This window comes from Acidobacteriota bacterium (assembly GCA_020853395.1).
GTDB lineage: Bacteria > Acidobacteriota > Vicinamibacteria > Vicinamibacterales > SCN-69-37 > JADYYY01.
Genome location: JADYYY010000010.1, coordinates 480,410 through 507,108 on the forward strand (window position 1 = coordinate 480,410; position 26,699 = coordinate 507,108).

The 26,699-nt window shown below is 70.1% G+C and carries 22 protein-coding genes and 1 tRNA gene; 18 read left to right on the forward strand and 5 right to left on the reverse strand.

Annotation, left to right across the window (positions count from 1 at the left end; genetic code table 11):
• Positions 1–6: 6 nt before the first annotated feature.
• Positions 7–372 carry a DUF192 domain-containing protein gene (locus tag IT184_10775; protein MCC7009292.1) on the forward strand — a complete coding sequence of 122 codons (366 nt, stop codon included), beginning with the start codon at positions 7–9 and terminating at the stop codon, positions 370–372.
• Positions 373–441: 69 nt separating this feature from the next.
• Here IT184_10775 and IT184_10780 read toward each other — a convergent pair whose 3' ends face one another.
• A complete protein-coding gene (locus IT184_10780; protein ID MCC7009293.1) occupies positions 442–1,881 on the reverse strand; it encodes a putative Na+/H+ antiporter in 1,440 nt (479 codons plus the stop codon).
• A gap of 4 nt (positions 1,882–1,885) precedes the next feature.
• Positions 1,886–2,830: a hypothetical protein gene (locus tag IT184_10785; protein MCC7009294.1), complete on the reverse strand. Its 945-nt coding sequence runs from the start codon at positions 2,828–2,830 to the stop codon at positions 1,886–1,888.
• A 213-nt stretch (positions 2,831–3,043) separates the two neighbouring features.
• Here IT184_10785 and IT184_10790 point away from each other — a divergent pair, with 213 nt between their 5' ends.
• Entirely contained in the window at positions 3,044–3,412 is a 369-nt protein-coding gene (locus IT184_10790) for a VOC family protein (GenBank protein MCC7009295.1), read from the forward strand.
• A gap of 74 nt (positions 3,413–3,486) precedes the next feature.
• Here the strand turns inward: IT184_10790 and IT184_10795 are convergent.
• Positions 3,487–3,573 (reverse strand) — tRNA-Leu (locus IT184_10795).
• A gap of 66 nt (positions 3,574–3,639) precedes the next feature.
• Between IT184_10795 and udk the strand changes: the two genes are divergently transcribed.
• On the forward strand, positions 3,640–4,266 hold the full coding sequence (udk, locus tag IT184_10800) for a uridine kinase (GenBank protein ID MCC7009296.1): 627 nt from the start codon (positions 3,640–3,642) through the stop codon (positions 4,264–4,266).
• Positions 4,267–4,385: 119 nt separating this feature from the next.
• Here the strand turns inward: udk and zwf are convergent, their stop codons facing one another.
• Positions 4,386–5,753: a glucose-6-phosphate dehydrogenase gene (gene zwf, locus IT184_10805; GenBank protein ID MCC7009297.1), complete on the reverse strand. Its 1,368-nt coding sequence runs from the start codon at positions 5,751–5,753 to the stop codon at positions 4,386–4,388.
• 56 nt (positions 5,754–5,809) lie between these two features.
• Here zwf and IT184_10810 point away from each other — a divergent pair, with 56 nt between their 5' ends.
• Positions 5,810–8,605, forward strand: a complete 2,796-nt coding sequence (locus tag IT184_10810) for a glycoside hydrolase (protein MCC7009298.1) — start codon at positions 5,810–5,812, stop codon at positions 8,603–8,605.
• A 132-nt stretch (positions 8,606–8,737) separates the two neighbouring features.
• On the forward strand, positions 8,738–9,511 hold the full coding sequence (locus IT184_10815; GenBank protein ID MCC7009299.1) for a phosphatase PAP2 family protein: 774 nt from the start codon (positions 8,738–8,740) through the stop codon (positions 9,509–9,511).
• Between the two features lie 30 nt (positions 9,512–9,541).
• On the opposite strand, the gene dut is transcribed toward IT184_10815, so the two are convergent.
• The gene (dut, locus tag IT184_10820; protein ID MCC7009300.1) at positions 9,542–9,976 is read right to left on the reverse strand and encodes a dUTP diphosphatase; all 435 of its coding nucleotides are present in this window, start codon (positions 9,974–9,976) and stop codon (positions 9,542–9,544) included.
• Between the two features lie 101 nt (positions 9,977–10,077).
• Here dut and glgP point away from each other — a divergent pair, with 101 nt between their 5' ends.
• The 13 genes from glgP (at position 10,078) to infB (ending at position 26,681) form a co-directional block, all read left to right on the forward strand.
• A complete protein-coding gene (gene glgP, locus IT184_10825) occupies positions 10,078–12,225 on the forward strand; it encodes an alpha-glucan family phosphorylase (protein MCC7009301.1) in 2,148 nt (715 codons plus the stop codon).
• Between the two features lie 51 nt (positions 12,226–12,276).
• Positions 12,277–12,735 (forward strand): hypothetical protein, encoded by a 459-nt coding sequence (locus tag IT184_10830; protein ID MCC7009302.1) that lies wholly within the window; start codon positions 12,277–12,279, stop codon positions 12,733–12,735.
• Between the two features lie 90 nt (positions 12,736–12,825).
• Positions 12,826–14,007 carry an aminopeptidase P family protein gene (locus IT184_10835; protein ID MCC7009303.1) on the forward strand — a complete coding sequence of 394 codons (1,182 nt, stop codon included), beginning with the start codon at positions 12,826–12,828 and terminating at the stop codon, positions 14,005–14,007.
• A 130-nt stretch (positions 14,008–14,137) separates the two neighbouring features.
• A complete protein-coding gene (locus IT184_10840) occupies positions 14,138–15,661 on the forward strand; it encodes a PDZ domain-containing protein (protein MCC7009304.1) in 1,524 nt (507 codons plus the stop codon).
• A 38-nt stretch (positions 15,662–15,699) separates the two neighbouring features.
• Positions 15,700–16,257, forward strand: coding sequence for a class IV adenylate cyclase (gene cyaB / locus IT184_10845; protein MCC7009305.1), 558 nt, complete (start codon positions 15,700–15,702; stop codon positions 16,255–16,257).
• Positions 16,254–17,168, forward strand: coding sequence for an NTP transferase domain-containing protein (locus tag IT184_10850; protein MCC7009306.1), 915 nt, complete (start codon positions 16,254–16,256; stop codon positions 17,166–17,168). Before cyaB ends, IT184_10850 begins: the two co-directional genes overlap by 4 nt.
• A 45-nt stretch (positions 17,169–17,213) precedes the next feature.
• Positions 17,214–18,218 (forward strand): phosphotransferase, encoded by a 1,005-nt coding sequence (locus IT184_10855; protein MCC7009307.1) that lies wholly within the window; start codon positions 17,214–17,216, stop codon positions 18,216–18,218.
• On the forward strand, positions 18,215–19,099 hold the full coding sequence (locus tag IT184_10860; GenBank protein MCC7009308.1) for a sugar phosphate isomerase/epimerase: 885 nt from the start codon (positions 18,215–18,217) through the stop codon (positions 19,097–19,099). The genes IT184_10855 and IT184_10860 overlap by 4 nt, the downstream gene beginning before the upstream one ends.
• A 15-nt stretch (positions 19,100–19,114) precedes the next feature.
• Positions 19,115–20,407, forward strand: a complete 1,293-nt coding sequence (asnS, locus tag IT184_10865; protein ID MCC7009309.1) for an asparagine--tRNA ligase — start codon at positions 19,115–19,117, stop codon at positions 20,405–20,407.
• A 91-nt stretch (positions 20,408–20,498) separates the two neighbouring features.
• Positions 20,499–21,920: a 30S ribosomal protein S12 methylthiotransferase RimO gene (gene rimO / locus IT184_10870; protein ID MCC7009310.1), complete on the forward strand. Its 1,422-nt coding sequence runs from the start codon at positions 20,499–20,501 to the stop codon at positions 21,918–21,920.
• Between the two features lie 86 nt (positions 21,921–22,006).
• Positions 22,007–22,513, forward strand: coding sequence for a ribosome maturation factor RimP (locus IT184_10875; GenBank protein MCC7009311.1), 507 nt, complete (start codon positions 22,007–22,009; stop codon positions 22,511–22,513).
• A gap of 16 nt (positions 22,514–22,529) precedes the next feature.
• On the forward strand, positions 22,530–23,852 hold the full coding sequence (nusA, locus tag IT184_10880) for a transcription termination/antitermination protein NusA (GenBank protein MCC7009312.1): 1,323 nt from the start codon (positions 22,530–22,532) through the stop codon (positions 23,850–23,852).
• A gap of 51 nt (positions 23,853–23,903) precedes the next feature.
• On the forward strand, positions 23,904–26,681 hold the full coding sequence (gene infB, locus IT184_10885) for a translation initiation factor IF-2 (GenBank protein MCC7009313.1): 2,778 nt from the start codon (positions 23,904–23,906) through the stop codon (positions 26,679–26,681).
• Positions 26,682–26,699 lie beyond the last annotated feature (18 nt).

The following is a 26,699-nucleotide window of genomic DNA, read 5'->3' on the forward strand; positions in this document are numbered from 1 at the left end:
TCGGCCATGGGCCGCGCCGCTGAACCCCACGCGCTCTGGACCGCCGATCGCGCGCGGATCGTGGCGACCTCGGTCGAGCTGGCCACCGACTCCGCGTCGCGCAACCGCGGCCTGCTCGGGCGCGACGGGCTCGCCGACGGCGTGGCGCTCGTGATCGCGCCGTGCTGGGCGGTGCACACGATCGGCATGCGCTTCCCGATCGACATCGTCCACGTTGCGCGCGACGGGCGGATCGTCAAAGTGCGCCGCTCCGTGCAGCCGTGGCGCATGAGCGCGGCGCTCGGGGCGTTCGCGACGATCGAGATGGCCGTCGGGGCGATCGGCCGCGCCGGGCTCGAACCCGGCATGCGGCTCATCGTCAGGGGAGCGTGAGGCGCCTGGTCGGAAGATGGGGAGGTGCGTAGACGGTACGCGACCTCGACCTCAGGCCGTCTCGGGCAGTCAGGCGCTCAGCCTGAACAACAGCGCGGCAATCAAGGTCGGCACCGCGGCGCCGGCGAGCAAGCGATGCGGCGCGACGGACCCGCCGAAGAACCGGCTGAGCAGCGCCTGTCCGGCAGGATTCGGGGCATTGGCGATGACGGTCAGGCCGCCGCCCGTGACGGCGCCTTGCACCACCGCGATCTTCAGGGCGTCGTGGAAGCCTGGCGCGAGCGTGGCCAGGTAGGTGATGAGGGCGTTGTCGTTGAACGCCGTCAGCACCGTGGCGCCGAGGAACAGCGGGAATTCGGCCAGGCTCGACAGCACTGGCGCGATCCACCAGCCCTGCAGGCCGCCGTGGATCACGAGGCCGCCGAGAAAGAACCCGACGAGCAGCGGTGCGCGCAACTCGAGCCGGCTTTGAAACACGGCCGTCGCCTTCGCGAACCCGAGGAAGAACAGGAACCCGCCGACGAAGAGCGCCGGCTCGTGCGCCGTGAACACCGTCCAGCCCATGAACGCCACGTGGACGGCCGTGATCCACGCGGGCACTGGCAGCAGCGTTTGGGCCCTCCGCGGCGCCGCCTCGTCGGGTTCTTCGAGATCGAGCGTCGCGAGGCGCCGATTGAGCGCCAGCAGTTCGCGCCGGAACAGCAGGAAGTAGAGCGCGGTGGACGCGACGATCGCCGCGAACGCCCCGGCGCCGAAGTGCACGAGCATGAAGGGCGTATCCCAAGCCCACACGCGGGCGACCATCAGCACGGGCGGCGCCGAGAAGTGCGTGAGCGTGCCGCCAATCGAGACGTTGACGAAGAGCAGCCCGAGCGTCGCGTACTTCAGCGCCGGCGTGGGATCGAGATCGTAGAATTGGCGCGCGAGGAGCAGCGCGCAGATCGTCATCGCCGCCGGCTCGGTGATGAACGATCCGAGCAGCGGACCGAGGACGAGAATCGTCGCCCACCATGCCGCGGGCCCTCCCCCGCCGAGGTTGGCGATCCGCCGCAGCAGGCGTTCGGCCAGCCCCACGATCGGCCTCGTGGACGCGAGCGCCATGATGACGACGACGAACATCGGCTCGGTGTAGGTGACACCGTGCGCGACGTAGTCACGGGCGGCGTCCCAGCCCTTGGCGTACGCCGCGGCGGCCAGCAGCACGGCCGCCCACAGGCCGAACACGACCTCGACCTCGCCGGCAAGGTGCAGCAGCTCGGCCAGCACGCTCGGATGCGCCGAGCGGCCCGCGGCCCGTTCGGCTTCGTCGTGGGCGCGCTGCACGCGGTGCGCGAGCCCGCTGAGCCGGGACGCGGCGAACGTGTGCAGGATGGCGACGACGAAGATCGCGGTCGCAATCAGGTTGAAGGGATCCGCCGCGATGCGCGCGCCGAGCGTCTCGAGCAACGCGCGCCCGCGATCGTCGTACGCGTCGAGCGGCAGCGGAAACGACGTAGCGGCGGCAGGCACCGCGTCAGCGTACTACGCCGCGTGCGGTCCTCGGCGCCAGCGCGGGCCGCGCCGGACGGGCCGCGCCGCGACGCCAGAATCGGCCGGCGTTCCAGACGGCGCCGGCCTGGATGGCGCGTGGCTGCACGCCGGCGGCTGGCAGCACGCCGCTCACGTCGAATGCGAGCCATGGGCGCGCGGTCACCGTCAGGCCGGCGAGCACACCGGCGGCGCGCGAGCGCCGGCGGTCCTGCGCGACGTCATGGATACCGAAAATCTCGGCGCCCCACGCGAGCGGACCGGCGATCGGTCCGCCGCCAGCAGCCGCCCACATCGTTTCGGACGTCCACGCGTCGGCCGCGTCGCCGCGCGCGCGCCGCGCGTACCCGACGTTCAAATCGAGCGAGACGCCGCGCACGGTGATGCTCGAGATCAGGACGAGGCCGGCACCCGGCGACGCGTCCGCGGCGTGCAACGCCGGAACCTGCACCGACGGCAGCAGCGCAACAGCACCAAACAGCGGCACGTCGTCAGCGAGGCGCCACTTCAGGGAGAGCGCGACCGACTCGGCGGTGAACCCGTCGCCGCCCGCCACGTGCGTCGGCATCATCGAGATCGCGAACTGCACGGCCGGCGCGACGCCGAGCTTGACGTTCAGCGGCAGGCTCATGTCGAGGAAGACGCCGTGCGACGACTCGCGGCCGGCGCCGAACTCGAGCTCGAGCCAGCCGGGCGCGACGGTGGCGGCGTGCGTGGCGACGCTCGGCCGTTCGGGCTGGACCGCGTGCGGATCGGGGGGTTGCGCCGACACGACGGGCGGCGCGCAGAAGGCCGCGGCCAACAAGCAGAGCCGCACGATACGGCCGCGACCGGGAGGTCGGGCGAAGAGGAGCGCCGGCGGCCGCTGCGGCGGCCGGTTCCGCTCGACCGCGATCGCTGGCGGATTCGGCCGTGGCGTCTTCTCGCTCATCGGCCTAGTCTGCCCCAGTCTGGGACGTCGCACGTCGGTCGAGGGGGCATGGTAGTCTTCTGCCGTTCCTAGCGGGGCTTCAGCCGATCGTCAATCAGAAGCCCCTACCTGCCGCCCCTTTTCGCAGGACTGCAGACGTAGGCGGACGCGAACACGAGGAAGAAGTGTGCGCGGCGCCGGGCTGCGCGCCACCTTGCGCACGAGGGAGTGGTCATGTTTCTCGGACTGAGAACCGTCATCTATCACGCGCCGAATCTGGCCGCGGCGAAGGCGTGGTACACGTCGGCGTTCGGCGTCGCGCCGTACTTCGACCAGCCGTTCTACGTGGGCTTCGAGATCGGCGGCTACGAGCTGGGCCTCGATCCGGACGTCGCGCACGTCACGGTCGGCGACAACGCCGTCGCCTACTGGGGCGTGCCGGACATCGCCGAGGCGCACGCGCACCTGCTGGCGCACGGCGCCGCGCCACGACACCCAATCCAGGAGGTCGGCGAGGGGATCAAGGTCGCGACGGTCGCCGATCCGTTCGGCAACGTGATCGGGATCATCGAGAATCCCCACTTCAGGGCCGCAGTGCAGTGAGGTGGAGCACGGCGGTCGCGTTCTCTCGACGCTCACAACGGAAAAGCCCCGACGAAATCGGGGCTTTTTCAAGCTGGTGCGGAAGAGAGGACTCGAACCTCCACGGGATTGCTCCCACAAGCTCCTGAGGCTTGCGCGTCTGCCAATTCCGCCACTTCCGCGAACGTGCCGCGCCGCTGCCCGGGCGGGCAGCAGGAACGTCACAGTATACCAAGCACCGCACTAGAATCCGCCCGATGCCTCTGATCGTCGGCGTGGCGGGCGGGTCTGGCAGCGGCAAGACGACGCTCGTCGGCCGCCTGCTCGAACGGCTCGGCCCCGATGCCGTCGTCATCGTCCAGCACGATCGGTACTATCGCGATCTGTCGAACATCCCCTTCGACGATCGCGTCCAGCGGAACTTCGACCATCCGGACGCGCTGGACACGACGCTGCTCGTCACCCACCTCGAGCAGCTCCGTGGCGGCGCGCGCGCCGAGATCCCAATCTACGACTTCGCCCGTCATGCTCGCACGCGTGAGGTGGAGGTCATCCACCCACGCCCCGCGATTGTCATCGAAGGAATCCTCGTGCTCTCGGATGTCCGCCTGCGGTCGTTGATCGATTTGAAAGTGTTCGTGGACGTGGACAGGACGACTCGACTGCGGCGACGGGTCCAGCGGGACGTCGCGGAACGTGGGCGGTCGGTGGCGTCGGTGGAGGAGCAGTTCGCCGCGACCGTCGCGCCCATGCACGACACCTACGTCGAACCGGCGCGCCGGTACGCCGACGTGATCGTCGAACGCGGCGGCTTCAACGAGGTCGCGCTCGAACACCTCGTCGCGGCGATCAACGAACGGATCGACCTGGGTTGAAGCGAGCGCACCGTGGCGGGCGAGTCCGGCGGAGCGACCGCAGGATCCGTGCGGTGAACCAGGGACCGCTGCAGCGTGACGGGAGAACCGGCACCCAGCAGCAGGCACACGGCGCTGACTCAGACCGGATCGTGCCAGCTCGCATCGCCGAGCAGCCGGTCAGCATCGGCCGGTCCCATGCTGCCGGGCGCGTAGAGCCGGACCGGCGCATGCGTGGTCAGCACGGGCTCGACGACCCGCCACGACGCCGAGACGGCGTCGGTTCGCGCGAAGAGCATCTGGTCGCCGCGCATCGCGTCGCCCAGCAGCCGCTGGTACGCCGGCACGGTGTGGCTCGTGCTCCGGCACGCGTCGAGATGGACGGCCTCGCCGGCCATCGCGTCGCCCGGGCGCTTGGCGCGCGTGCCGAGCTCGATGACGACGTCCGGGCTCAACCGGAACCGTACGTGATTCGGCGCCGCGGCGACGACGTCCTCGAAGACGGCGAGCGGCGGACGCTCGAGCACGACCGTCACCTCCGTCGCGCTGCCGCGGAGCCGCTTGCCCGCGCGGATGTAGACAGGCACCCCCGCCCACCGCCACGAGTCGACGTGCAACCGGAGCGCGGCGTAGGTCTCGACGTCCGAATCGGGCGCCACGCCGTCCTCCTGGCGATAGCCGTCGTACTGGCCGCGCACGACCTCCGCCGGATCGAGCGGCCGCATGGCGGCGAACGCCAGCGCCTTCGCGTCGCGGATGGCCTCCGAATGGTGGCCGGCCGGCGGCTCCATCAAGAGCAGCGCCGCGACCTGCAGCAGGTGGTTCTGGACGACGTCGCGAATCGCGCCGAGCTCCTCGTAGAGCCGTCCACGGGCGCGAATGCCGTCTTCCTCGGCCATCGTGATTTCAATCCGCTCGACGTGATCGCGGTTCCAGATCGGCTCGAGGAACCGGTTGGCGAACCGGAAGTACAGGAGGTTCTGCACCGGTTCCTTCCCGAGGTAATGGTCGATGCGGAAGATCCTGGGCTCCTCGAAGTGCTGGTGCAGCACGCGATCGAGCTCGAGCGCCGACGCGAGATCGCGGCCGAACGGCTTCTCGAGCACGACGCGGGCGCCTTCGGTACAGCCGGCGCGCGCCAGGCCGTCGACGACGTCCGGGAAAGCGCTCGGCGCGATCGCCAGGTAGAACAGCGGATGCCGCGCACGGCCGAGCGCGCGGCGAAGCGCCGCGAACGTCTCAGGATCCCGATAGTCGCCGCGCACGTAGCGCAGCCGATCGGCCAGCGAGCCGAAGCGCGGCTCGTCGAAGGCCCCGGCGGCTTCGAGGCTCGCCCGCGCCCGGCTCACGAGGTCGTCGCGGGTCCACTCGGACCGCGCCACGCCGATCACCGGCACCTCGAGCTGCCCGGCGTCGGCGAGCCCCTGCAGCGCCGGGAAGATGCTCTTGTAGACGAGGTCGCCGCTAACCCCGAAGATGACGAGCGCGTCGGACGAGAACGGCGGCACGGAGACCTCCGAGCCGAATCATAGCGGACCTCTTTGCTAAGATCGTCGCACTCGACGTGAGCGCACCCTCGACCATGCGTGCCGCGATCGCGTTTGCCGCGCTGGCGCTCCTGGCGCCGCGCCTCGTGGCCCGCGATCAGGCCGGTGCCGATCCGTCCGTGCTGCAGGATCTGCGCTGGCGAAGCCTCGGGCCCTTCCGCGGGGGCTACGCGACGGCCGTGGCTGGCGTCGCGTCGCGACCCTTCGTGCTCTATCTCGGGACGGCGGACGGCGGCGTCTGGCAGACGACCGACGCCGGCCGCACTTGGCAGCCGCTCTTCGACGAGCAGGCCGTCGGCTCGATCGGCGCCATCGCGGTCGCGCCATCGAACCCGCAGATCGTCTACGCCGGAACGGGCGCGCGCGCGGATCGCGATCGAGCCAACCGCGGCGGCGGCATCTACCGCTCCGCCGATGGAGGCCGCACGTGGACGCGCCTCGGGTTGACGTCCACGCAGCACATCGCACGCATCGCGGTCGATCCGCGGGATGCCGACCGCGTGCTCGTCGCGGTCCTCGGGTCGCCGTCCTCAGCCGACGCCGAGCGCGGTGTCTTTCGATCCATCGACGGCGGGCGCACGTTCGCGCGCGTCCTGTCCGGCGGATCCGATACGGGCGCTGCGGACGTGGTGCTGGATCCCAGCGCGGCGTCGATCGCGTACGCGTCGTTGTGGCACGTTCGCCGGCGGCCGTGGGATGGCGAAGCCGTCAGCGGAAGCGAGTCGGGCGTGTACAAGTCCACCGACGAGGGCGTGACGTGGCGCAGGCTGGACACGCCCGCGGCAGCGTCCGGTCCGTTCACCGGCCGCCTGACATTGGCCGTCGCGCCGTCCGACAGCACGCGCGTGTTCGCGCTCGCTTCCGGCGGGCCGGGTGCCGGGCTCTACGTCTCGACCAACGGCGGCGAGCGGTGGACCGCGGCCGGCGGCACGGCAGCGCTCGGCGCCAGTGAAGCTGGACGCGTCGTCGCCGCACGCGACCCGTCGGGCCGGTCGATCCTGTACGTCACGGGCGCGAGCGTGTGGCGCTCGACCGATCTGGGCGGCTCGTTCTCGCGCTGGATCGACGATGCCGGCGACGCCCGCTACGAGGATCTCTGGATCAACCCCCAGGCCGAATCGGTGGCGGCCGTGGCGGGCAGCCGCGGGGCGCTCGTGACGGTCAACGGCGGCGAATCCTGGAGCGAGCCCGACACGCAGCCGTTCGGCGAGTTCTCGAGCGTCGCGATCGACACGGTCTACCCGTTTCGTGCGTGCGGCTCGGACCCGGCCTCGGGAGCGGGCTGTCTCGCGCTTCGAGGCGACTCCGGGCGCGTGACGCGGCAGGACTGGCGCCCGATCGGTCCAGGCGACCGCGGCGTCGTCCGTCCGGATCCGAACGATCCCGACGTGCTGTACAGCGGCGGCCTGTCGCGGCACGATCGGAGGACCGGCCAGACGCAGGAAGTGGGGCCCGACATCGGCGAGCGCAACGGTCGACCGGCGCCGCCGGTGACCTTCGCGCCGGCCGACACGCGCGCGCTGCTCGTCGCCGGCGACGTCATCTGGAAATCGACGACCGCGGGTTACACGTGGACCGCCATCAGCCCGCCGCTGGCAAAAGACGTCGACGCCGGCGTCGGCCGCGTCCGCAGCCAGGTGGCCGCGCTCGCGCCGTCCCCTGTCGACGCGCGAACGATCTGGGCCGGGACGGACGGCGGCGCCGTCCATGTCACGCGCGATGGGGGCACGACGTGGCGCGACGTGACGCCCGCAGCCACACAGGACTGGTCGCGCGTCGCCGCGATCGAGCCGTCGCACTTCGACGGCAATACGGCCTATGTGGCCGTCGATCGCCGGCGTCTCGGCGACGCCGCGCCTCACGTGCTGCGCACGCGCGATGGCGGCACGACGTGGACGGACGTCGGCTCGTCGCTGCCCGCCGACGCGACGGCCTACGTTGTCCGCGAGGATCAATTCCGGCGCGGGCTGCTCTTCGCCGGCACCGCGCGGTCGGTGTTCGTCTCGTTCGACGACGGGGATCGGTGGCAACCGCTCCGCCTGAACCTGCCGCCGACGGCCGTGAAGGATCTGGCGATCCGCGAGTCCACGCTCGTCGCCGCGACGGGAGGCCGGGGCTTCTGGGCGCTCGACGATCTCTCGGTGCTCCGCCAGATCACCGCCGACATCGCTCGGGCCAGCGCGTTCCTGTTTCGTCCCGCCACGGCCTGGCGCACTGGTGCCGTGACGCCGAGCGAGCGCCCGGCCGAACCGGGCTCGGCCCCCAACCCGCCCACGGGCGCGTGGATCTTCTACTTGATCGGCGCCTCGGTTTCGGAGCCGGTGACGCTCGAAATCATCGAGACGGCGACGAACGACGTGATCCGGCGGTTCTCCTCGGCCGACGCGCCCGCCGCGCTCGATGGTCGTCCCGGTTTGCACCATGTCGTCTGGGATCTGCGGTACACGCCGATCGAGGGGCGCGCGCCGATGGTCGTGCCGGGCGCCTACCAGGTGAGGCTGACCGCCGCCGGGCAGCCGCAACGGCAGGCGGTGCTCGTGCGGCTCGATCCGCGGCTGCGCACACCGCCCACCGAGCTGGCGGCCTTGCTCAAGCTCGGTCGGACGATTCACGCGAAGCGGGCCGAGCTCGTCGCGGCGTTGGAACGGACGGCCGACGCCGAGCGGCGCGGCGATCTCCGCCGGGCGCTCGACCGATTGAATCTGCTCTTCGACGTCGTCCAGCAGGCCGACGTGCGGCCGACCGCCGCCGTGGACGCCGCGATTGCGGCGGCCATGGAACAGGCCGCGACCGTGCTGGCGCCGCTTCCCTGACGTCCACCGTGTGCTCGCGCGACGCTTGCACGACGGGAATGAATCAGCGACGATGAGCGCCGCCTGAACGGTGCGCCGCAGTCGACCGAGAACCAGGTCAATTCAGGCCCCCCTGAAGAGGAGAACGACGACATGCTCGGTGCCGCGTCGCTGCTCGCCGTCGGCCTGACGATTGCCGGCGCCGCGCAGGCGCCCGTGCCGGCGGCCGCCGCGCCTCCTCCCGATCGGCCGTTCACCGGCCTCATCGCCAACCTGGGCCACGACGTCGCGGCCCTGCCGTCAACCGCGACCGCCGCGGCGTTGGCGGTCGGCGGCGTCGGAGCACTCGTCACGCATCCGTCCGACGACAACGTGGCCGGTTGGATGGCCGCCAGGCCGCATGCGGCGTACACGTCGGTCGGTCGCGTCGCTGGCGACGGCTGGACGCAGGCGGGCATTGCGGTCGGCACGTACGTGCTCGGCGTCGCGGTGCACCACCGCCCGACGAGTCATCTCGGCGCGGACCTCATCCGCGGCCAGTTCCTGACCGGGCTCGTGACGCACGGGCTCAAGCTCGGCGTCGATCGCCGCCGCCCGAGCGGCGGCCCTCACTCGTTTCCGTCGGGTCACACCTCGTCGGCGTTCCTCACGGCAGCCGTCGTGGGCGAGCACTACGGCTGGCGCGCCGGCCTGCCGGCCTACGCGCTGGCGGGCTTCATCGGGTGGACGAGAGTACGTGACGACGCGCACTGGATGACCGACGTGATCGTGGGCGGGACGGTGGGCACGATCGTCGGACGGACGGTGGCCCGCGGCCATCGAGCGCAGAGCTGGACGGTCAGCATCTCGCCGGGCGCCGGCGGGTTCGCGGTGTCGATCGTCAGGATCCCGTCGGATCGGACGCGCGCCGCGCGGTCGTCGCGCTGAGTGCGCCGGATGAGCCGCCGTGCCGGCGCGCTACCGGGTGCCGGTGGCGCCGAAGCCGCCGCGCGTCTCGCGGCCGATCTCGCGCGTCTCCTGCCACGCGACCCGTACGAACGGCAGGACCACGCCTTGCGCGAGACGGTCGCCAGCCTCGACGGTCACGGGTCGCGACGTCACGTTGATCACCTGGATTTTGATCTCGTCACCGGGCCCGCAGTAGTCCGAGTCCACGACGCCGACGCCGTTGGCGACCATCAGGCCGCGACGCAACGGCGTGCTGCTCCGGGCGAAGATCGCCAGGAAGTGGCCGGCCGGCACTTCGATGACGAGGCCGGTCGGCACGAGCGCCACTTCCCCAGGCCCGATCGTCATCCCGAGGCTGGACGCGAGATCGAAGCCGGCCGCTCCGGCCGTCTGATAGCTCGGCAGCGCGAGGTCGTCGCGAAGTCGAGTTATGCGTACCTCCATGGTTGGCGTAGCATATCGTGGCGGCGCGGCACCGATCGATTGACGGATGCCCCGGCGCCTTCTCGCCGAATCCTCGTTCATTTCGTGTCCCCGGCTGTCGCATGAGTTTTCCTGAACCTCTCGAGCTTCCTCTTCGTGTCAACCGGCTGCGCGAGCTCGCGCACGATCTCTGGTGGGCGTGGCACCCGGCGCGTGAGACGTTTCGCCGGCTCGATTACCACCAGTGGCGCTACACCGGGCACAACCCGGTCCGCATGCTGGATCGGCTGAAGCCCGAGACGCTGGCGCGGGCGCTGCAGGATCCGGTCTTCCTGTCGTACTACGACTCGGCGATCACGGCGCTCGACGCGATGCGCGCGGCGACCACGACCTGGTGGCAGGAGCACATCGACCCGGACCGGAGCCACGTCGTGGCGTACTTCTGCGCCGAGTTCGCGCTCCACCAGTCGCTGCCGATCTATGCCGGCGGCCTCGGCGTCCTTGCCGGCGATCACTGCAAGGAGGCCAGCGACCTCGGGCTGCCGCTCGTCGGCGTCGGCTTCATGTATCCGCAGGGCTACTTCCGGCAGCGCGTGTCGCCCGAAGGCTGGCAGCAGGAGGTGTACGAGCGGCTCGACTGGACGAGCGCGCCCGTCTCGCACGCGTACACGCCCGACGGCCACCCGTGCCTCGTCACGGTGCCGCTCGGCACCCGCACCGTGACGGTCCGCGTGTGGAACGTGACGCTCGGCCGCGTGCGGCTGGTGTTGCTCGACACCGATCTCGAGGACAACCAGCCGTGGGACCGCGAGCTGTCCGCACGGCTGTACGGCGGCGGGCAGGACACGCGGCTGCAGCAGGAAGTCGTGCTCGGTCTCGGCGGCGTGCTCGCGCTGCGAGCGCTCGGGCTCACGCCGGCCGTCTGGCACCTGAACGAAGGGCACGCCGCGTTCGTCGTGCTGCAGCGGCTCCGCGACTTCCTCGCCGCGGGCCGGTCCTGGGAGAACGCGCTCGACGAAGTGCGCCGCACGACGGTGTTCACGACGCACACGCCCGTACCGGCGGGCCACGACGCCTTCCCGTTCCATCTCGTCGAGCAGCAGCTCGCGCACTGCTGGGGCACGATGAACGGCCACGCCAGCGAGTTCCTCGGCCTCGGCACGTACGACTCCGGCATGGGCTCGCAGTTCAACATGACGGCGCTGGCGATGCGGTCCGCCGGGTTCGTCAACGCCGTGAGCCAGCTCCACGGCGACGTCACGCGCGACATGTTCGCGCCGCTCTGGCCCGACGTACCGTCGCGGGAGCGGCCGGTGAACACCATCACGAACGGCGTGCACGTGCCGTCGTGGGTCGCGGCGACGATGGCGAAGCTGTTCGAGAAATACGTGAGCCCGGCCTGGCGCGAGCAGTACGACGACCGGACCATGTGGCAGCGCGTGCTCGACATTCCGGACGCCGAGCTGTGGGCCGCGCGCGAGGCGCTTCGCGCCTACCTGATCCAGTTCGCCCGTGAACGCGCGCGCACGCGCTGGGCCGACGAACAGGCCGCCGCGAACCGCATGATGGCGAGCGGCCTGCTGCTCGATCCGTCCGCGCTCACGATCGGCTTCGCCCGCCGGTTCACCGCCTACAAGCGTCCGGATCTGCTGTTCCGCGACCTGGATCGGCTGGCGCAGCTCGTCACCGCCCTCGACCGGCCCGTGCAGTTCGTCTTCGCGGGCAAGGCGCATCCGGCCGACGAAGCCGGCAAGCACCACCTCCAGCACGTGTTCAGAGAGGCCGTCAATCCGAGGTTCAGCGGCCGCATCGCCTTCGTCGACGATTACGATCTGCACGTCGCGCACCTGCTCGTGCAGGGCTGCGACGTCTGGCTCAACACGCCTCGCCGGCCGCTCGAAGCCAGCGGCACGAGCGGCATGAAGGCGGCGATGAACGGCGTCCTCCACCTGAGCATCGCCGACGGATGGTGGGCGGAAGGCTACAGCGGGCACAACGGCTGGCAGATCGTCGGGCGGGCGGCCTCGCCCGATCCCGGCGCGCAGGATGCGGCCGACGCCGAAGCGCTGTACGAGCTGCTCGAGCACGAGATCGTGCCGACGTTCTACGACCGGGACGCGGCGGGCGTGCCGCGGCGCTGGCTGGCGATGGTCAAGCAGGCGATCCTGACGATCACGCCGCGCTTCTCGGCGCGCCGCATGCTCAAGGAATACGCCGAACGCGCGTACGCCCCGGCCGTCAGGTCGCAGGCGCTGCAGGCGCAGGAGTAGACAGGCGGAGACGCCGCGATGCGGCGTCTCCGGTTTCATATAATTCCTCGAATGGCCCGAAAGACCGCCGAACGTGTCCGCTGTGCGCTCTGTGGCGCGAAGGACGTCTCCGAACCCCGCGGCGACGAGCGCTACTGCCACGAGTGCTGGGACAAGAAGATCGCCGTCGAGGACATCGTCGCGCGCGAGTTCACGCTGAAGCGCTACATCCGCGCGCACAGCGCCGAGAAGTACCTCGTCTATCATTCGACGCAGAAACGCCCCGTCGGCCAGGTGCAGGTGATCGACGACGGCTTCGACCTCTTCCTGACGGTGCTGCTCTACCCGACGTTCGTCTGGGACGACGAGGCGTATCACCTGGAGAACGACCCGGAGCACCGCAGCTTCGCCGAAATCCTCGTCGACGTGGTCGCCGCCGACGTCATCGAGCCGTGGGGCGGCGGCAAATGGCACCTCGAGGTCTTCCGATCCACGGCGTCCGAGCCGGACGACTGGAACGGCGAGATGTGAGGCCGCGGCCGGTTGCGAAAACTTTCCACGCGCCGCCGCCGTCCTAGTACGCAGCTTGGTGCCGATGGCACGGGAGCTGCTCATCCGCGCATGCCGCTCGACATCGGGAAGGTGCAGGAGCAGTTGAGGACCGATGGGCTCGACGGCTGGCTCCTGTACGACTTCCACGGACAGAATGCCATCGCCGCGAAGCTCGCCGGGCTCGCCGGCCGGCACACCACGCGGCGGTGGTTCTATTTCATCCCAGCGGACGGGGCACCGAGAAAGCTCGTCCATGCCATCGAACCGGGAGTGCTGGATGAGCTTCCCGGCGAAGCCGAGACCTACGCCGGCCGCGAAGAGCTCGCGTCGCGTCTTCGCGCGCTGCTCGCGGGCGCGCCCGTCGTGGCGATGGAGTACTCGCCGGACAATGCCGTCCCCTACGTGTCGCGCGTCGACGCCGGGACGGTCGAGTTCATCCGCGGTCTCGGCGTGCGCGTGGTCTCGTCCGGCGACCTGGTCGGCCGCTTCGAAGCCGCCTGGAACAACGAGGCGATCGCGTCACATCGCGCCGCCTCGGAGAAGCTCTATCGGGTGAAGGATCGGACGTTCGAGCTCCTGGAAGCCCGCCTGGGCGCTCGCGAACCGCTCCACGAGTTCGAAGTGCAGCAGACCATGGCGGAGTGGATGCAGTCCGAAGGGTTGGTGACGGACGCGCTGCCCATCGTGGCCGTGGACGAACATACGGCAAATCCTCACTACTCACCCACCCGCGACCAGAGCGGGCGCATCGGATCGGGCAGCCTCGTGCTGCTGGACCTGTGGGGCAAGCTGGATCGGCCTGGCGCCGTCTACGCCGATATCACCTGGATGGGATACTCGGGCGACGCGCCGGCCGAGATCCACACGGCGTTCGCGCTCGTCGTCGCCGGACGCGACGCGGCGGTCCGATTGGTGCAATCACGCGTGGAGGAGGGGCGGCCGGTCCGCGGTTGGGAGGTCGATCGGGCGGCTCGGCAGGTCATCGCCGACGGCGGATACGGTGCGGCGTTCATTCACCGGACCGGGCACAGCCTGGGCGAGGGCGTCCACGGAAACGGCGTGCACATGGACGACTTCGAGACGCACGACGACCGGCGGCTGCTGGAGGGGACGGGCTTCACGATCGAGCCCGGGATCTACACGCCGGCGTTCGGCGTGCGGACGGAGATCAACGTGGTCGTCGGCGCCCGCACCGTCGAGGTGACCGGCCCGAGGCAGCACGAGCTCGTGAGGATTGGAGTACGAACGTGAAGGACGCCCGCCGCCCGGCGACATCGATCGCGGGCGCCCGGCGTCGAAATTGAGGACAATGAGTACTCCGAAGGAAGGACGAACGGAGCTTGATATGTCGAGGAACAAGTCAGCTTTCTTTTATGGCGTCTTGATCGCTCTCGTCTCGGTGGTCGGCGGCATGATCCTGGCGTCGCGCCTGGATCTGGCGCCTGGGTCGTTCGCCAACCCGTTCTCGGTGCCGGTGGCCAACAGCGCCCCGCTGTCGGGCCCCGTGGACGCCACGACGTTCCGGAACATCGCCCGCGACTCGAGCCCGGCGGTGGTGAGCATCAAGGTCATCAGCAGCCGTCCGGCGGCCGACGATGACGAGGAGATGTTCGGGCTGCAGTTGCCGTTCCCGTTCGGCAACCGTCCGCCGCAGCAGCAGGGCCGTCCGCGCGAGATGCCGACCCAGGGCGACGGCAGCGGGTTCATCATCGACAAGGTCAACGGCTACGTCCTGACGAACAACCACGTGGTCGAGAACGCCAAGTCGATTGAAGTCACGTTGTCGAGCATGGGCGAGAGCGACGAAGGCCTCGCGGCGAAGGTCATCGGCCGCGACGAGCTGAGCGACACCGCGCTCATCCAGCTCACGACGGTGCCGAAGGACCTGCAGGAAGCCAAGTTCGGCGACTCCGACCAGATGGCGCCGGGCGACTGGGTCATGGCGATCGGCAACCCGTTCCGGCTGTCGAATACCGTGACGGTCGGCGTCATCAGCGCCGTGGGCCGGCACAACCGCGTCAGCAACGGACGGTTCGCCGACTTCATCCAGACGGACGCGGCGATCAATCCTGGCAACTCCGGCGGGCCCCTCTTGAACATCCGCGGCGAGGTCATCGGGATCAACACGATGATCTACAGCACCGGCAACGTCCTCGGCCAATCGGGCGGCAACATCGGGCTCGGGTTCGCGATCCCGATCAACACGGTGCGCGACCTCCTGCCGCAGCTCCACAAGGGCAAGGTCACGCGTGGCCGCATCGGCGTGACGATCGACTCGCGCCCGCTCACGCGCGAGGACATCGAGGATCTCGGGCTGCCCGCGAAGGGCGGCGCCGTCGTCAGCCAGCTCCCGGATGGTCCTGCGCGGCGCGCCGGTCTCCGCGTCGGAGACGTGATCGTCGACTTCAACGGCCAGCCGGTGACGAGCAGCAACGACCTCGTCAACCTCGTGACGCGCACCGCGCCGGGCACGACGGTGCCGGTCAAGGTGGTGCGCGACAAGAAGACGCAGACGCTGAACGTCACGGTCGAGGAACTGGATCTCGCGCAGGAACAGGGCCTGGCCCAGCGCGCCCAACCGCGTGACGAGCGGGCCGAGCCGACCGATACGGAGTTCGGCATGTCGGTGCAACCGCTGCTGCAGCGCGAGCGGCGCGCGCTGCAGGTGCCGGCCGGACGTGGCGGCGCGGTCGTGAGCGAGGTGACGCCGTTCGGGCCGGCGGCCCAGGCGGGCGTGCGCGAAGGCGACGTCATCCTCGCCGTCCAAGGGCAGGCCGTGGACTCGGTGCAGGACGTGACCGGTGCCTTGTCGGCCGTGCAGAACGGCCGCACGGCGCGCCTGGTGATCTGGCGCGTCGAGGGAGGCCAGGGCCAGGAAGTGCTCGTCCAGCTTCGCAAGCGATAGAGCGATAGAGTGATGGGCCCGGCGGATGCCGGGCCGTCATGATCGAGCAGGAAGTCAAGCTGTCGTTCCCGCACGTCGAGGCGGCGCGCCAGGCCATCGTCGAGGCCGGCGGCCGCCTCGTCGTGTCACGGCGGCTGGTGGACGACCGGCTGTTCGACCTTCCAGACGGGCGGCTGCGCCGACGCGGGATGACGTTGCGGACGCGGCGCGACGCGGCCGACGCGTATCTCACCGTCAAAGGGCCGGTCCTGGCCGGGCCCGTCAAGTCGCGCGAAGAGCTAGAGACGCGCGTCGACGACGTGGACGTGCTCGAGGCGGCGCTGTCGGCGATCGGCTTCGTGCGAACGTTTCGTGCACAGAAGTACCGCGAGGAATACGCGCTCCCCTCCGCGCGCCTGACCATCGATCAAGTCCCGTTCGGCGTCTTCGTCGAGATCGAGGGCACACCCGACGTCATCGCCCGCGTCGCGGGGTCGCTCGGCCGTACGCCGTCCGACTACCGGCTCGAGTCGTACCCGACGCTGTGGCGCCAGTGGTGTGCGGCCGCGGGCCGGCCCGAGGACGACATGCTGTTCGACGATTCGCGCAACGCATGACGCTGCCGGCCCTGGTCCTCTCCGCCGGCCTCGGCACGCGGCTCGATCCGCTCACGCGTCTCGTCGCGAAACCGGCCGTGCCGCTCGGCGATCGCACGCTCGTCGAACGGGTGCTGAGCTGGCTGGCGACGCAGGGCATCCAGCAGGCCGTCCTCAACCTTCATCACAAGCCGGAGACCATCACGGCCGCGGTTGGCGACGGCGCGCACTTGGGCCTGACGGTGCGCTACTCGTGGGAGCAGCCGCTGCTCGGATCGGCCGGCGGTCCGCGGCATGCGCTGCCGCTCGTCGCTGCGGACGTCTTGCTCATCGTCAACGGCGACACCTTGTGCGACGTCGACGTGCCGGCGCTCGTCGCCGCGCACGCCGCCTCGTCGGCGCGCGTGACGATGGCGGTGGTGCCGAACGTGCAGCCGGAGCAGTACAACGGCATCGCGGCGACGCCGCAGCACGAGGTCACCGGCTTCGTGCCTCGGGGCGAGCGCGCCGTGGGCAGTTGGCACTTCGTCGGCGTGCAGGTGGTGGACGCAGCCGTCTTCGCGGCGCTGCCCGACGGCGTCGCGGCCGACACCGTGCACGGCATCTATCGCGATCTCGTCGCCGGCAGTCCGGGCACCATTCGCGTCTGGCCGGCAGCGCGCCCGTTCATCGACGTCGGCACGCCGGCCGACTACCTGCGGACGGCCCTGCGATTCGGTGCGCCGACGGCGGCTGGCGACGCCGCCGGATCCGTCATCTGGCCTGGCTGCACGATGGGCCGCGACGTCGTGCTCGACGAGTGCATCGTCGCCGGCGGCGTGCAGGTGCCCGACGGATTCCGCGCGCGCAGGTCGATCGTGCTTCCCGCGGCGGTGTGCCGGCCAGACGACCGTGTCGACGTCCGCGACCAGCTCGCCGTCTTCCCGTTGTGAGCACGAGACTCGGGTGCGCGAGAACGGTTCGCGTAGACTGATTCGGTGACCGATGCGCACCTGCCCGCGGCCGTCGCGGACTACCTTCGCCGCCATCACGTGGAGTCGGCGGGCGTCGTGCCGCTCACGGGTGACGCCTCCGATCGCCGGTACTTCCGCGTGCTGCCCAGGACCGGCTCGTCGTACGTGCTCGCCGTGTACGCCGCGCCGTTCGACTTCGCGACGCTGCCGTTCGTCAACGTCGCGACGCTCCTGGCCGAGATGCCGGTACCGATCCCGCACGTGCGCGGCGAAGCGTCCGATCTCGGCGTGCTGGCGCTCGACGACCTCGGCGATCTCACGCTCCAGGCGAGCATCGGCGCGGCCAACGCCGACGAGCGGCTCGCGCTCTACCGGCAGGCTGTGTCGTACATCGAGATCTTCCAGCGCCGGGGCCGCGAGCTGATGCGCGCCGAGTTCCTGCCGTACGGCGTGGCGTTCGACGTCGACAAGCTCACCTGGGAGATGAACTTCTTCATCAAGCACTTCCTCGAGGGCTATCGCGGCGCGTCGATCGTGCCGGCGGATCGCGCGGCGCTCGACGCCGAGCTGCTGCGCATCAGCCGGGAGCTCTCCGCCGAGCCTCGGGTGTTGTGCCATCGCGATTACCACAGCCGCAACCTCATGCTGGTCGGCGGTCGGCTGTACGTCATCGATTTCCAGGACGCGCGGATGGGGCCCGACACGTACGATCTCGTGTCGCTGCTCCGCGACTCGTACGTGGATCTGCCGGACGAGGTCGTCGACCGGCTGCTCGAGGAGTACCTGGCGATGACGGGCCGCGCCGGCGCCGGCCAGCACTTCCGGCAACGCTTCGATCTGATGGCGCTCCAGCGCAACCTCAAGGCGCTCGGCACGTTCGGCTACCAGATGACCGTCCGGAGCAACCCCGTCTATCTCCAGTACATTCCGCGGACGTTGCGGTACGTGCACGACAATCTGCAGCGGCACCAGCGGTTCGCGCGTCTGCGCGAGCTGCTCGGGACGTACGTCGCGGAGCTGCGGCCGTGACCGGCAGGCCCGGCTTCGGCATCTCGACGCACCTCTTTCACGGCGAGCGGCTGAGCCGGCCGCACCTCGAGGCGATCGCGTCGGCCGGGTTCGAGCTGGTCGAGGTCTTCGCCACGCGGACGCACGTGGCCTATCACGAGCCGTCGAGCGTTGCCGACCTGCGCCGTCAGCTCGACGCGCTGCACCTCGAGGCGTGGAGCGTCCATGCGCCGATCTGCGACGGCTTCGTCGGCGGAGTCTGGGGACGGCCGTACTCGAACGCCACGACCGACGCGCGCGCCCGTGCGGAAGCCGTGAGCGAGACGAGGCTGGCCATCGACGCCGCCCGCGTCCTGGGCTGCCGGATGATCGTGCTCCACCTCGGCCTGCCCAACGGCCAGCCGATCCCGAGCAACGACAACGATCGGAGTGCGTTGCAGCAGAGCCTCGAGCCGATCGCGGAGGCCTGCGCGGCGGCGCGGGTCCGCCTCGCGCTGGAGGTCATCCCGAACGATCTCGCCACGCCCGAGGCGCTGGTCGAGTGGCTCTCCGGCGACCTGGAGCTCGGCGACGCCGGCGTCTGCCTCGACGTGGGGCACGCGCACCTGGTCGGCGGTGCGCCCGAAGCAGCCGAGACCCTGGCGGGCTACGTCATCACCACGCACATCCACGACAACCGCGGGCGGTCCGACGATCACCTGGTGCCATTCGACGGCACCATCGACTGGCACGCGACGCTGATGACGCTGTCGAAGATCGGGTACACGGGGCCGCTCGTCTTCGAGCTGCCCGATCACGGGGACGCGGCCGGCGTGCTCCGGCGCGCCGTTGACGCGCGGCGGCGCCTTCAGGCCATACTGGATGATCTGGCGCAACCGCTCGACTTCGTCGTCGAGGACTAGGCGCCCCAACCACACATGCAGGTCTACATCGAGGACATCGCCCGGCATGCGGGCGAGCGCGTCACGATTCGCGGCTGGCTCGCGAACCGCCGGTCGAGCGGGAAGATCCACTTCCTCCAGGTGCGTGACGGATCGGGCTTCATCCAGGCCGTCATGTCGAAGGCCGCCGTCGGGCCGGAGACGTTCACGCGCGCCGATCATCTGCCGCAGGAGAGCGCGATCGTCGTCACCGGCACGGTGCGGGCCGACAGCCGCGCGCCCGGCGGCTTCGAGATCGACGCCGACGGGTTCGAGGTCGTGCACGCCGCGCACGAGTACCCGATCACGCCGAAGGAACACGGCGTCGAGTTCCTGATGGACCGCCGGCACCTGTGGATCCGATCGCCGAAACAGCACGCCGCGCTCCGGATCCGGCACGAAGTCATCGACGCGGTGCGCGACTACTTCAACGGCCGAGGGTTCGTCCTCGCCGACACGCCGATCCTGACGCCCTCGGCGTGCGAGGGCACGTCGACGCTCTTTCCCGTGCCGTATTTCGACGAGCACACGGCGTATCTCACCCAGAGCGGCCAGTTGTACGCCGAGGCCAACGCCATGGCGCTCGGCCGCGTCTACTGCTTCGGCCCGACGTTCCGCGCCGAGAAGTCGAAGACGCGGCGTCATCTCACGGAATTCTGGATGGTGGAGCCCGAGGTCGCCTATGCGACGCTCGACGACATCATCGAGCTCGCCGAGGGCCTGGTCGCCGATGTCGTGGCCCGCGTCCTCGATCGCCGTGCCCGTGAGCTGTCGGTGCTGGAACGCGATACGACGGCGCTCGCGCGCGTGCGGCCTCCGTTCCCCCGGGTGACCTACGACGACGCCGCGTCGAGATTGCAGGCCAAGGGACTGCCCTTCCAGTGGGGCACGGACTTCGGAAGCCCGGACGAGACGGCCCTCTCGGAGATGTTCGACCGGCCGCTCGTCGTGACGGGCTACCCGTCGGCCATCAAGGCGTTCTACTTCAAGCCGCATCCCGATCGGCCGGAGATTTCGCTCTCGGTGGACGTGCTCGCCCCGGAAGGCTACGGCGAGATCATCGGTGGCGGGCAGCGCATCGACGACTACGATCTGCTGCTCGAGCGCATCGACCAGCATCATCTGCCGCGCGAGGCGTACGAGTGGTACCTCGACCTGCGGCGGTTCGGCAGCGTTCCGCACGCGGGCTTCGGCATGGGCATCGAGCGCGTGGTGTCGTGGATCTGCGGCCTCGAACACCTGCGGGAAGCCATTCCCTACCCGCGCATGCTCCATCGGCTCACGCCATGACCGTGCGGCATCGGCACATCGCCACGCCAGCGCCAGGCTCGGCCGGCCTTCAGATCGCGCACGTCCGACTGACGTCGCCTCCACTGTCCAGATGAAAGTCGGTCTGCTGTCGCTCGGCTGCCCGAAGAACCTCGTCGACGGCGAGGTGATGCTCGGCATGGTCCGCAACGCCGGGCACGACGTCACGGCGGACGCGTCCTCGGCCGACGTCGTGATCGTGAACACGTGCGCGTTCATCGACCGCGCCAAGGAGGAATCGGTCGACGCCATTCTCGAGATGGCCGAGCTGAAGAAGCGCGGGAGCTGCCAGCGGCTCATCGTCACCGGCTGCCTCGCGGAACGCTATCGCGATCGGTTGCGCGCGGAGATGCCGGAGATCGACGTCGTGCTGGGAACGGGCGAGGTGCCCGCAATCGTGGGCGCCGTCGCGGGGACGTCGTCGGCGCCGCACGCCGCGCCCGTCACGCTCTTCAAGTCCAGGCGCGACGTGTCGGCCGCCGCGCGCGCGGCCGGCCCTGCGCTGCTCGACGCTCCGTCCCGGCCCACCTATCTCTACGATGCGACGACGCCGCGCCTCGTCACGACGCCGGCACACTACGCCTACCTGAAGATTGCGGAAGGCTGCAACTACACCTGCGCGTTCTGCATCATTCCGACGTTGCGTGGCGCTTACCGCTCGCGCGACGAAGACTCGGTCGTGGAGGAAGCGCGCGCGCTCGCCGCGCGAGGCGTCCGCGAACTGCTGCTCGTCTCGCAGGACACGACGTTCTACGGCCACGACCGCGGCCAGCGGGGCGCGCTCGCGAGGCTGCTCCGGCGGCTCGACGCGATCGATGGCCTCGAGTGGATCCGGCTCCTCTACCTGTACCCGACCACCATCACCGACGACGTGCTCGACGCGATGGCGGAATGCGAGCGCGTGTGCCGCTACGTGGATCTGCCGCTCCAGCACGCGGCATCGAGCGTCCTGCGGCGCATGGGACGGCCCGGCACGCGTGCGGCCTACGAGGCGCTTCTCGCGCGCATCCGGGCGCGCGTGCCCGGCGTCACCCTCAGGACGACGTTCATCGTGGGGTTTCCCGGCGAGACGATCGAGGACGTCGACGAGCTCGCGGCATTCGTCGAGGCCGTCCAGTTCGACCACGTGGGCGTCTTCACGTACTCGCACGAGGAGGACACGCGCGCATTCGCGTTCGCGGAGGACGTGCCCGCCGCCGAGAAGGAGGCGCGGCGCGAGCGGATCATGCGCCTCCAGCGCGGCATCGTCGCGGCGCGGCGGCGCGCGCAGATCGGGGCCGTGACGCGTGTGCTCGTGGACGGCCCCTCGCCGGATTCGCCGCTCGTCATGACCGGCCGGACCGAGGGTCAGGCCCCCGACATCGACTCGAGCGTCGTCTTCACCGAGTGCGATCCCTCGTCGCTCGCCCCCGGCCAGTTGGTCGAGGCGCGGATCGTCGACAGCGTGGGCTACGATCTTCTCGCCACGCCGTTGCCCGACGAGCGCCCGGCTTGATATACTTTGGGGTGGTCTGAGCGGGAATGCCTTTGTAGTGGGCCCGTGCCCACTTTTTGCATTTTAGGGCCCTCAGGACACATCGCGTGATCTCGACCGAACGTGTGGACCGGCTGCGGGCGGTCGTGGCCCGCGTGGCGGCGAGCCACGGGCTCGACATCTTCGACGTCCAGTGCCGGCGCGAAGCGTCCGGCTGGGTCGTGCGCGTGGTCATCGATCGGCCCGCGCCGCCGGACGGACGGCCCGAAGGGCTCGACGAGGCCGTGGGCATCGAGGACTGCCAGCGCGTGAGCCAGGACTTCGGCGCGCTCCTCGACGTCGAAGACGATCTGACGTCGTGGCTGCCCGGCGGCTACACGCTCGAGGTTTCGTCGCCGGGCTTGGATCGGCCGCTGCGGCACGAGGCGGACTACCGGCGGTTCGCCGGCCGCCTCGCGAAGATCGTCACCGAGACGCCGATCGACGGTCAATCGGCGTTCGCCGGCCGGCTGTCGGGGATCGAGCACGGCGAGGTGCTCTTGACGGAAGGGCGCCGGGTCCATCGAGTGCCGCTCGCGAAGATCCGGCGAGGCCGGCTGGACGTGGAATTCTGAGTGGGACGGGACGCGTATGCCAACTGAGTTGCAGCAGATGATTGAGGTCGTGGCGAAGGACAAGGGCATCGACCCGTCCATCGTCATCGGAGCGATCGAGGACGCGTATCTCGCCGCCTCGCGGAAGGTGTTCAAGAGCGAGGAAGACCTGCGCTCGCGCTTCAACCTCGACACCGGCCAGGTGGAGTTGTACGCCGTCCGGCAGATCGTCCCTGAAGTGACCAATGCCGCCCGCGAGATCTCGCTGCAGGAGGCGCAGGACCTCTATGGCGACGAGGCCGAGGTCGGCATGGAGATCGAGTTTCCGAAGGACACCGAGAAGCTCGGGCGGATCGCGGCGCAGACGGCGAAGCAGGTCATCGCGCAACGCGTGCGCGAGGCCGAGCGCGAGAAGATCTACGCGGAGTTCAGCCAGCGCATCGGCGAGGTCGTCAATGCGACGGTGAAGCGGTTCGAGAGCGGCGACATCATCGCGGAAGTCGGCCGCGTCGAAGCGCAGGTCCCGCGCAAGGAGCAGTCGCGCGCCGAGAACTACTCGATCGGCGATCGCGTGCGGGCCGTGATCAAGGCGGTGTCGAAGAACGCCAAGGGCCCGCAGGTCATCCTGTCGCGGACCGATCCGGCGCTGCTCATCAAGCTGTTCGAGCAGGAAGTGCCCGAGATCTACGACGGCACGGTCGTGATCCGGGGCGCCGTCCGGGAGGCCGGCGATCGCGCCAAGGTCGCCGTGTACTCGCGCGAACGCGACGTCGATCCCGTGGGCGCCTGCGTCGGCATGCGCGGCACGCGCGTGCAGGCGATCATCCGTGAGCTGCGCGGCGAGAAGATCGACATCGTCGAGTGGTCCGAGGATCCGGTCACGTTCGTCACGAAAGCGCTCAGCCCCGCGCGCGTGCAGCGCGTGACGATCGTCGACGACGAGCAGCGGGTGATGGAAGTGGTCGTCGAGGATCGGCAACTCTCGCTCGCCATCGGCAAGAAGGGCCAGAACGTGCGCCTGGCCGCGAAGCTGAGCGGGTGGAAGATCGACATCAAGAACGAGGAAGAGAAGCGCAAGGAAGTCGAGGCGCAGCTCGAGGGGCTGACGGTGGGACCGTCGGCGGTGGAGTCGCGGCCGCTCAGCCTGCCCGGCATCCACGACGAAGTCGTCGCCGGCCTGAGAGCCGCGGGATACGACACGGCCGACAAGGTGCTGGACGCGGATCCGGCGCAGCTCGCATCGCTGCCGGGCTTCGATCAGGACACGGTGGACGCCGTGATCGCCGCCGCGAGAGCCGAGATTGCCGCCAGCGAGGATGCTGGCGCCGCACCGGCGCCAGCCACCGGGCAGGAAGAGTAGCGGGCGGCGCGCACGAGCCGCCGGAGTCCGCAGGGTACGCAAGGAGCCGCATTGGCCACAGTCCGAATCTACAAAGTCGCGGAATTGCTGGGTCTCTCCAGTCATGACGCCATGACCCTGCTCAAGCAGGAGACCGGCATCGACGTGAAGAGCGCGTCGAGCTCGATCGAGGAGATCGTGGCGCGGCAGTTCGTCGAGCGGCAGGCGCGGAAGCGCAACATCACGCTGCCGGCTGGCCCGCTGTTCGCCGACACGCCGGTGGCCAAGAAGCCGGGCGGCAAGGCGGCACCGGAGCCGCCCGCCCCGGCCACGACGCTGCGCCCGCGGCTCGTCAAGACCGTCAGGCCGTCCACCGCGGCCGACGAGGCGGCAGCATCGGCCCTGGCGGAAGCACCGGCGCCTGAACCTGTTGCGCCGGAGCCGTCTGCGATTGCGGCACCGGTGGCTTCGGCCGAGATCGAGACGCCGCCGCAGGCTCCGGACCGCCCGGCCGAGACACCCGCCGCGGTGGCGGCGCCGCCCGCCGCGCCGGCTGTTCCTGCCGCCGTCGTTCAGCCGGAACCGCCCGTCGTCGAACCGGAGCCGGCGCCGCCTGCCGCCGCTGCCGAGGCGCCGCGAGCCGTCCCGCAGCCACAGCCGCCGGCGCCTGCGCCGGCCGCACCGCCGCGGCCGATGGGCCGCCTGGTGCCGCCGACTCGCCGGCTTCGCATCGAGGACCCGCTCACCGGCGAGGCCCCCGCCGCTCGGCCTTTGCCGACCCGACCGCCGATTCGGCCGCCAGTGCAGCCGCCGGCGCCGGTGCGGCCTTCGCCAGGAGCCGGCCTCGCGGCCAGACCTGGTCTCGCTCGGCCTTCGGGCCCCGCACCTCGTCCGCCGCTCGGCGGCCCGCGGCCTCTTCCGTCACAGCCGATCCGGCCCGCCGGACAGCAGGTGCCCGGGCGCCCGCCGATGTCGCCGCAGCGGCCCGGACAGCCGCAGTTCCGCGCGCCAGCGCCTCAGCGGTCCCGGTCCGTGCGCCGGGACGATCGGCCGATGGCGATGCCGCAGCAGGAAGCGCCGCCGCCGATCACCAAGCTCATCACCCTTGCGGAGGGCATGACCGTCAAGGACCTCGCCGACAAGCTCGAGGTGAAGGTCAAGGACGTGCTCAAGAAGCTCATGGACCGCCGGATGATGATGACGATCAACTCGACGCTCGACGCCGAGTCGGCGACGACCATCGCGCGCGACTTCGGCGCGGAGGTGCTGATCCGCAGCTTCGAGGAGGAGCTGACCGAAGTCGAGACCGGCACGTCGAATCCCGCGGATCTGAGCCCGCGCGCGCCCGTCGTCACCGTGATGGGCCACGTCGACCACGGCAAGACGACGCTGCTCGACGCGATTCGGGAGACGAAGGTCGCCGAGCGCGAGGCGGGCGGCATCACGCAGCACATCGGCGCCTATGCCGTGAACGTGAACAAGCGCCGCGTCGTGTTCCTCGACACGCCGGGCCACGAGGCCTTCACGATGATGCGGGCCCGCGGCGCGCGCGTCACCGACATCGTCGTGCTCGTCGTGGCGGCCGACGACGGCGTCATGCCGCAGACCAAGGAAGCGATCGATCATGCGAAGGCGGCGAACGTGCCGATCGTGGTCGCGGTCAACAAGATCGACAAGGCCGACGCGAACCCCGAGCGCGTGAAGCGGGAGCTGTCCGACCTCGGCCTCATGCCGGAGGAATGGGGCGGCTCGACGGTCACGGTCGAGGTGTCGGCGCGCCAGCGCAAGAACCTGGACCAGTTGCTGGAGATGATCCTGCTCGTCGCGGACCTCGCGGATCTGAAGGCGAACCCGAAGCGCATGGCCCAGGGGACGGTGCTCGAAGCCAAGCTCGATCGCGGACGCGGCCCCGTGGCGCACGTGCTCGTGCAGGACGGCACGCTCAGCGAGGGCGACCTGTTCATCGCCGGCACGGTGGACGGCAAGGTGCGCGCGCTCTTCGACGACCTCGGCCGCAAGATCAAGTCGGCTGGCCCGTCGACGCCCGTCGAAGTGCTCGGGCTGTCGTCCCTGCCGGCGCCCGGCGACACGTTCCAGGTGGTCGATGACCCGATCAAGGTGCGCCAGGTCGTCGCGTATCGGCAGGCGCAGGCGAAGGAGAAGACGCTCTCAGGCAAGGGCGGCCGGCTGACGCTCGAATCGCTGCAACAGCAGATGACCGAAGGCGGCATGAAGGAGCTGCCGATCGTCATCAAGGCCGACGTGCAGGGATCCGCCGAGGTGCTGGCCGATACGCTGACGAAGCTCAGCGACGACCGGGTGAAGATCCGCATCATCCACACCGGCGTCGGCGCGATCAACGAGTCCGACGTCCTGCTGGCCACGGCGTCGAACGCGATCGTGATCGGGTTCAACGTGCGGCCGGACCGCAACGCGGCGGACGTCGCCGACCGCGAAGAGGTGGACATCCGGCAGCACTCGATCATCTATCAGGTCACCGACGAGATCCGGAAGGCCATGTCCGGCCTGCTGGAGCCGACGCTCAAGGAGACGCGCATCGGCGTGGCCGAAGTGCGGCAGCTCTTCAAGACGCCGAAGGCCGGGGCGGTGGCCGGCTGCATCGTCACCGAAGGGCGCATCACGCGGAGCGGCGACGTGCAGGCACGGCTCGTCCGCGACGGCGCCGTCGTCTGGCAGGGACGGTTCGGATCGCTCCGGCGGTTCAAGGACGACGTGAGCGAGGTCAAGAGCGGGATGGAGTGCGGCATCACGCTCGAGCGCTTCAGCGACGTCAAGCCCGGCGACCTGATCGAGGCGTTCATGGTGGAACGCGTCGCGCAGGCGATGTAACGCCCCGCAGCGCGCTTC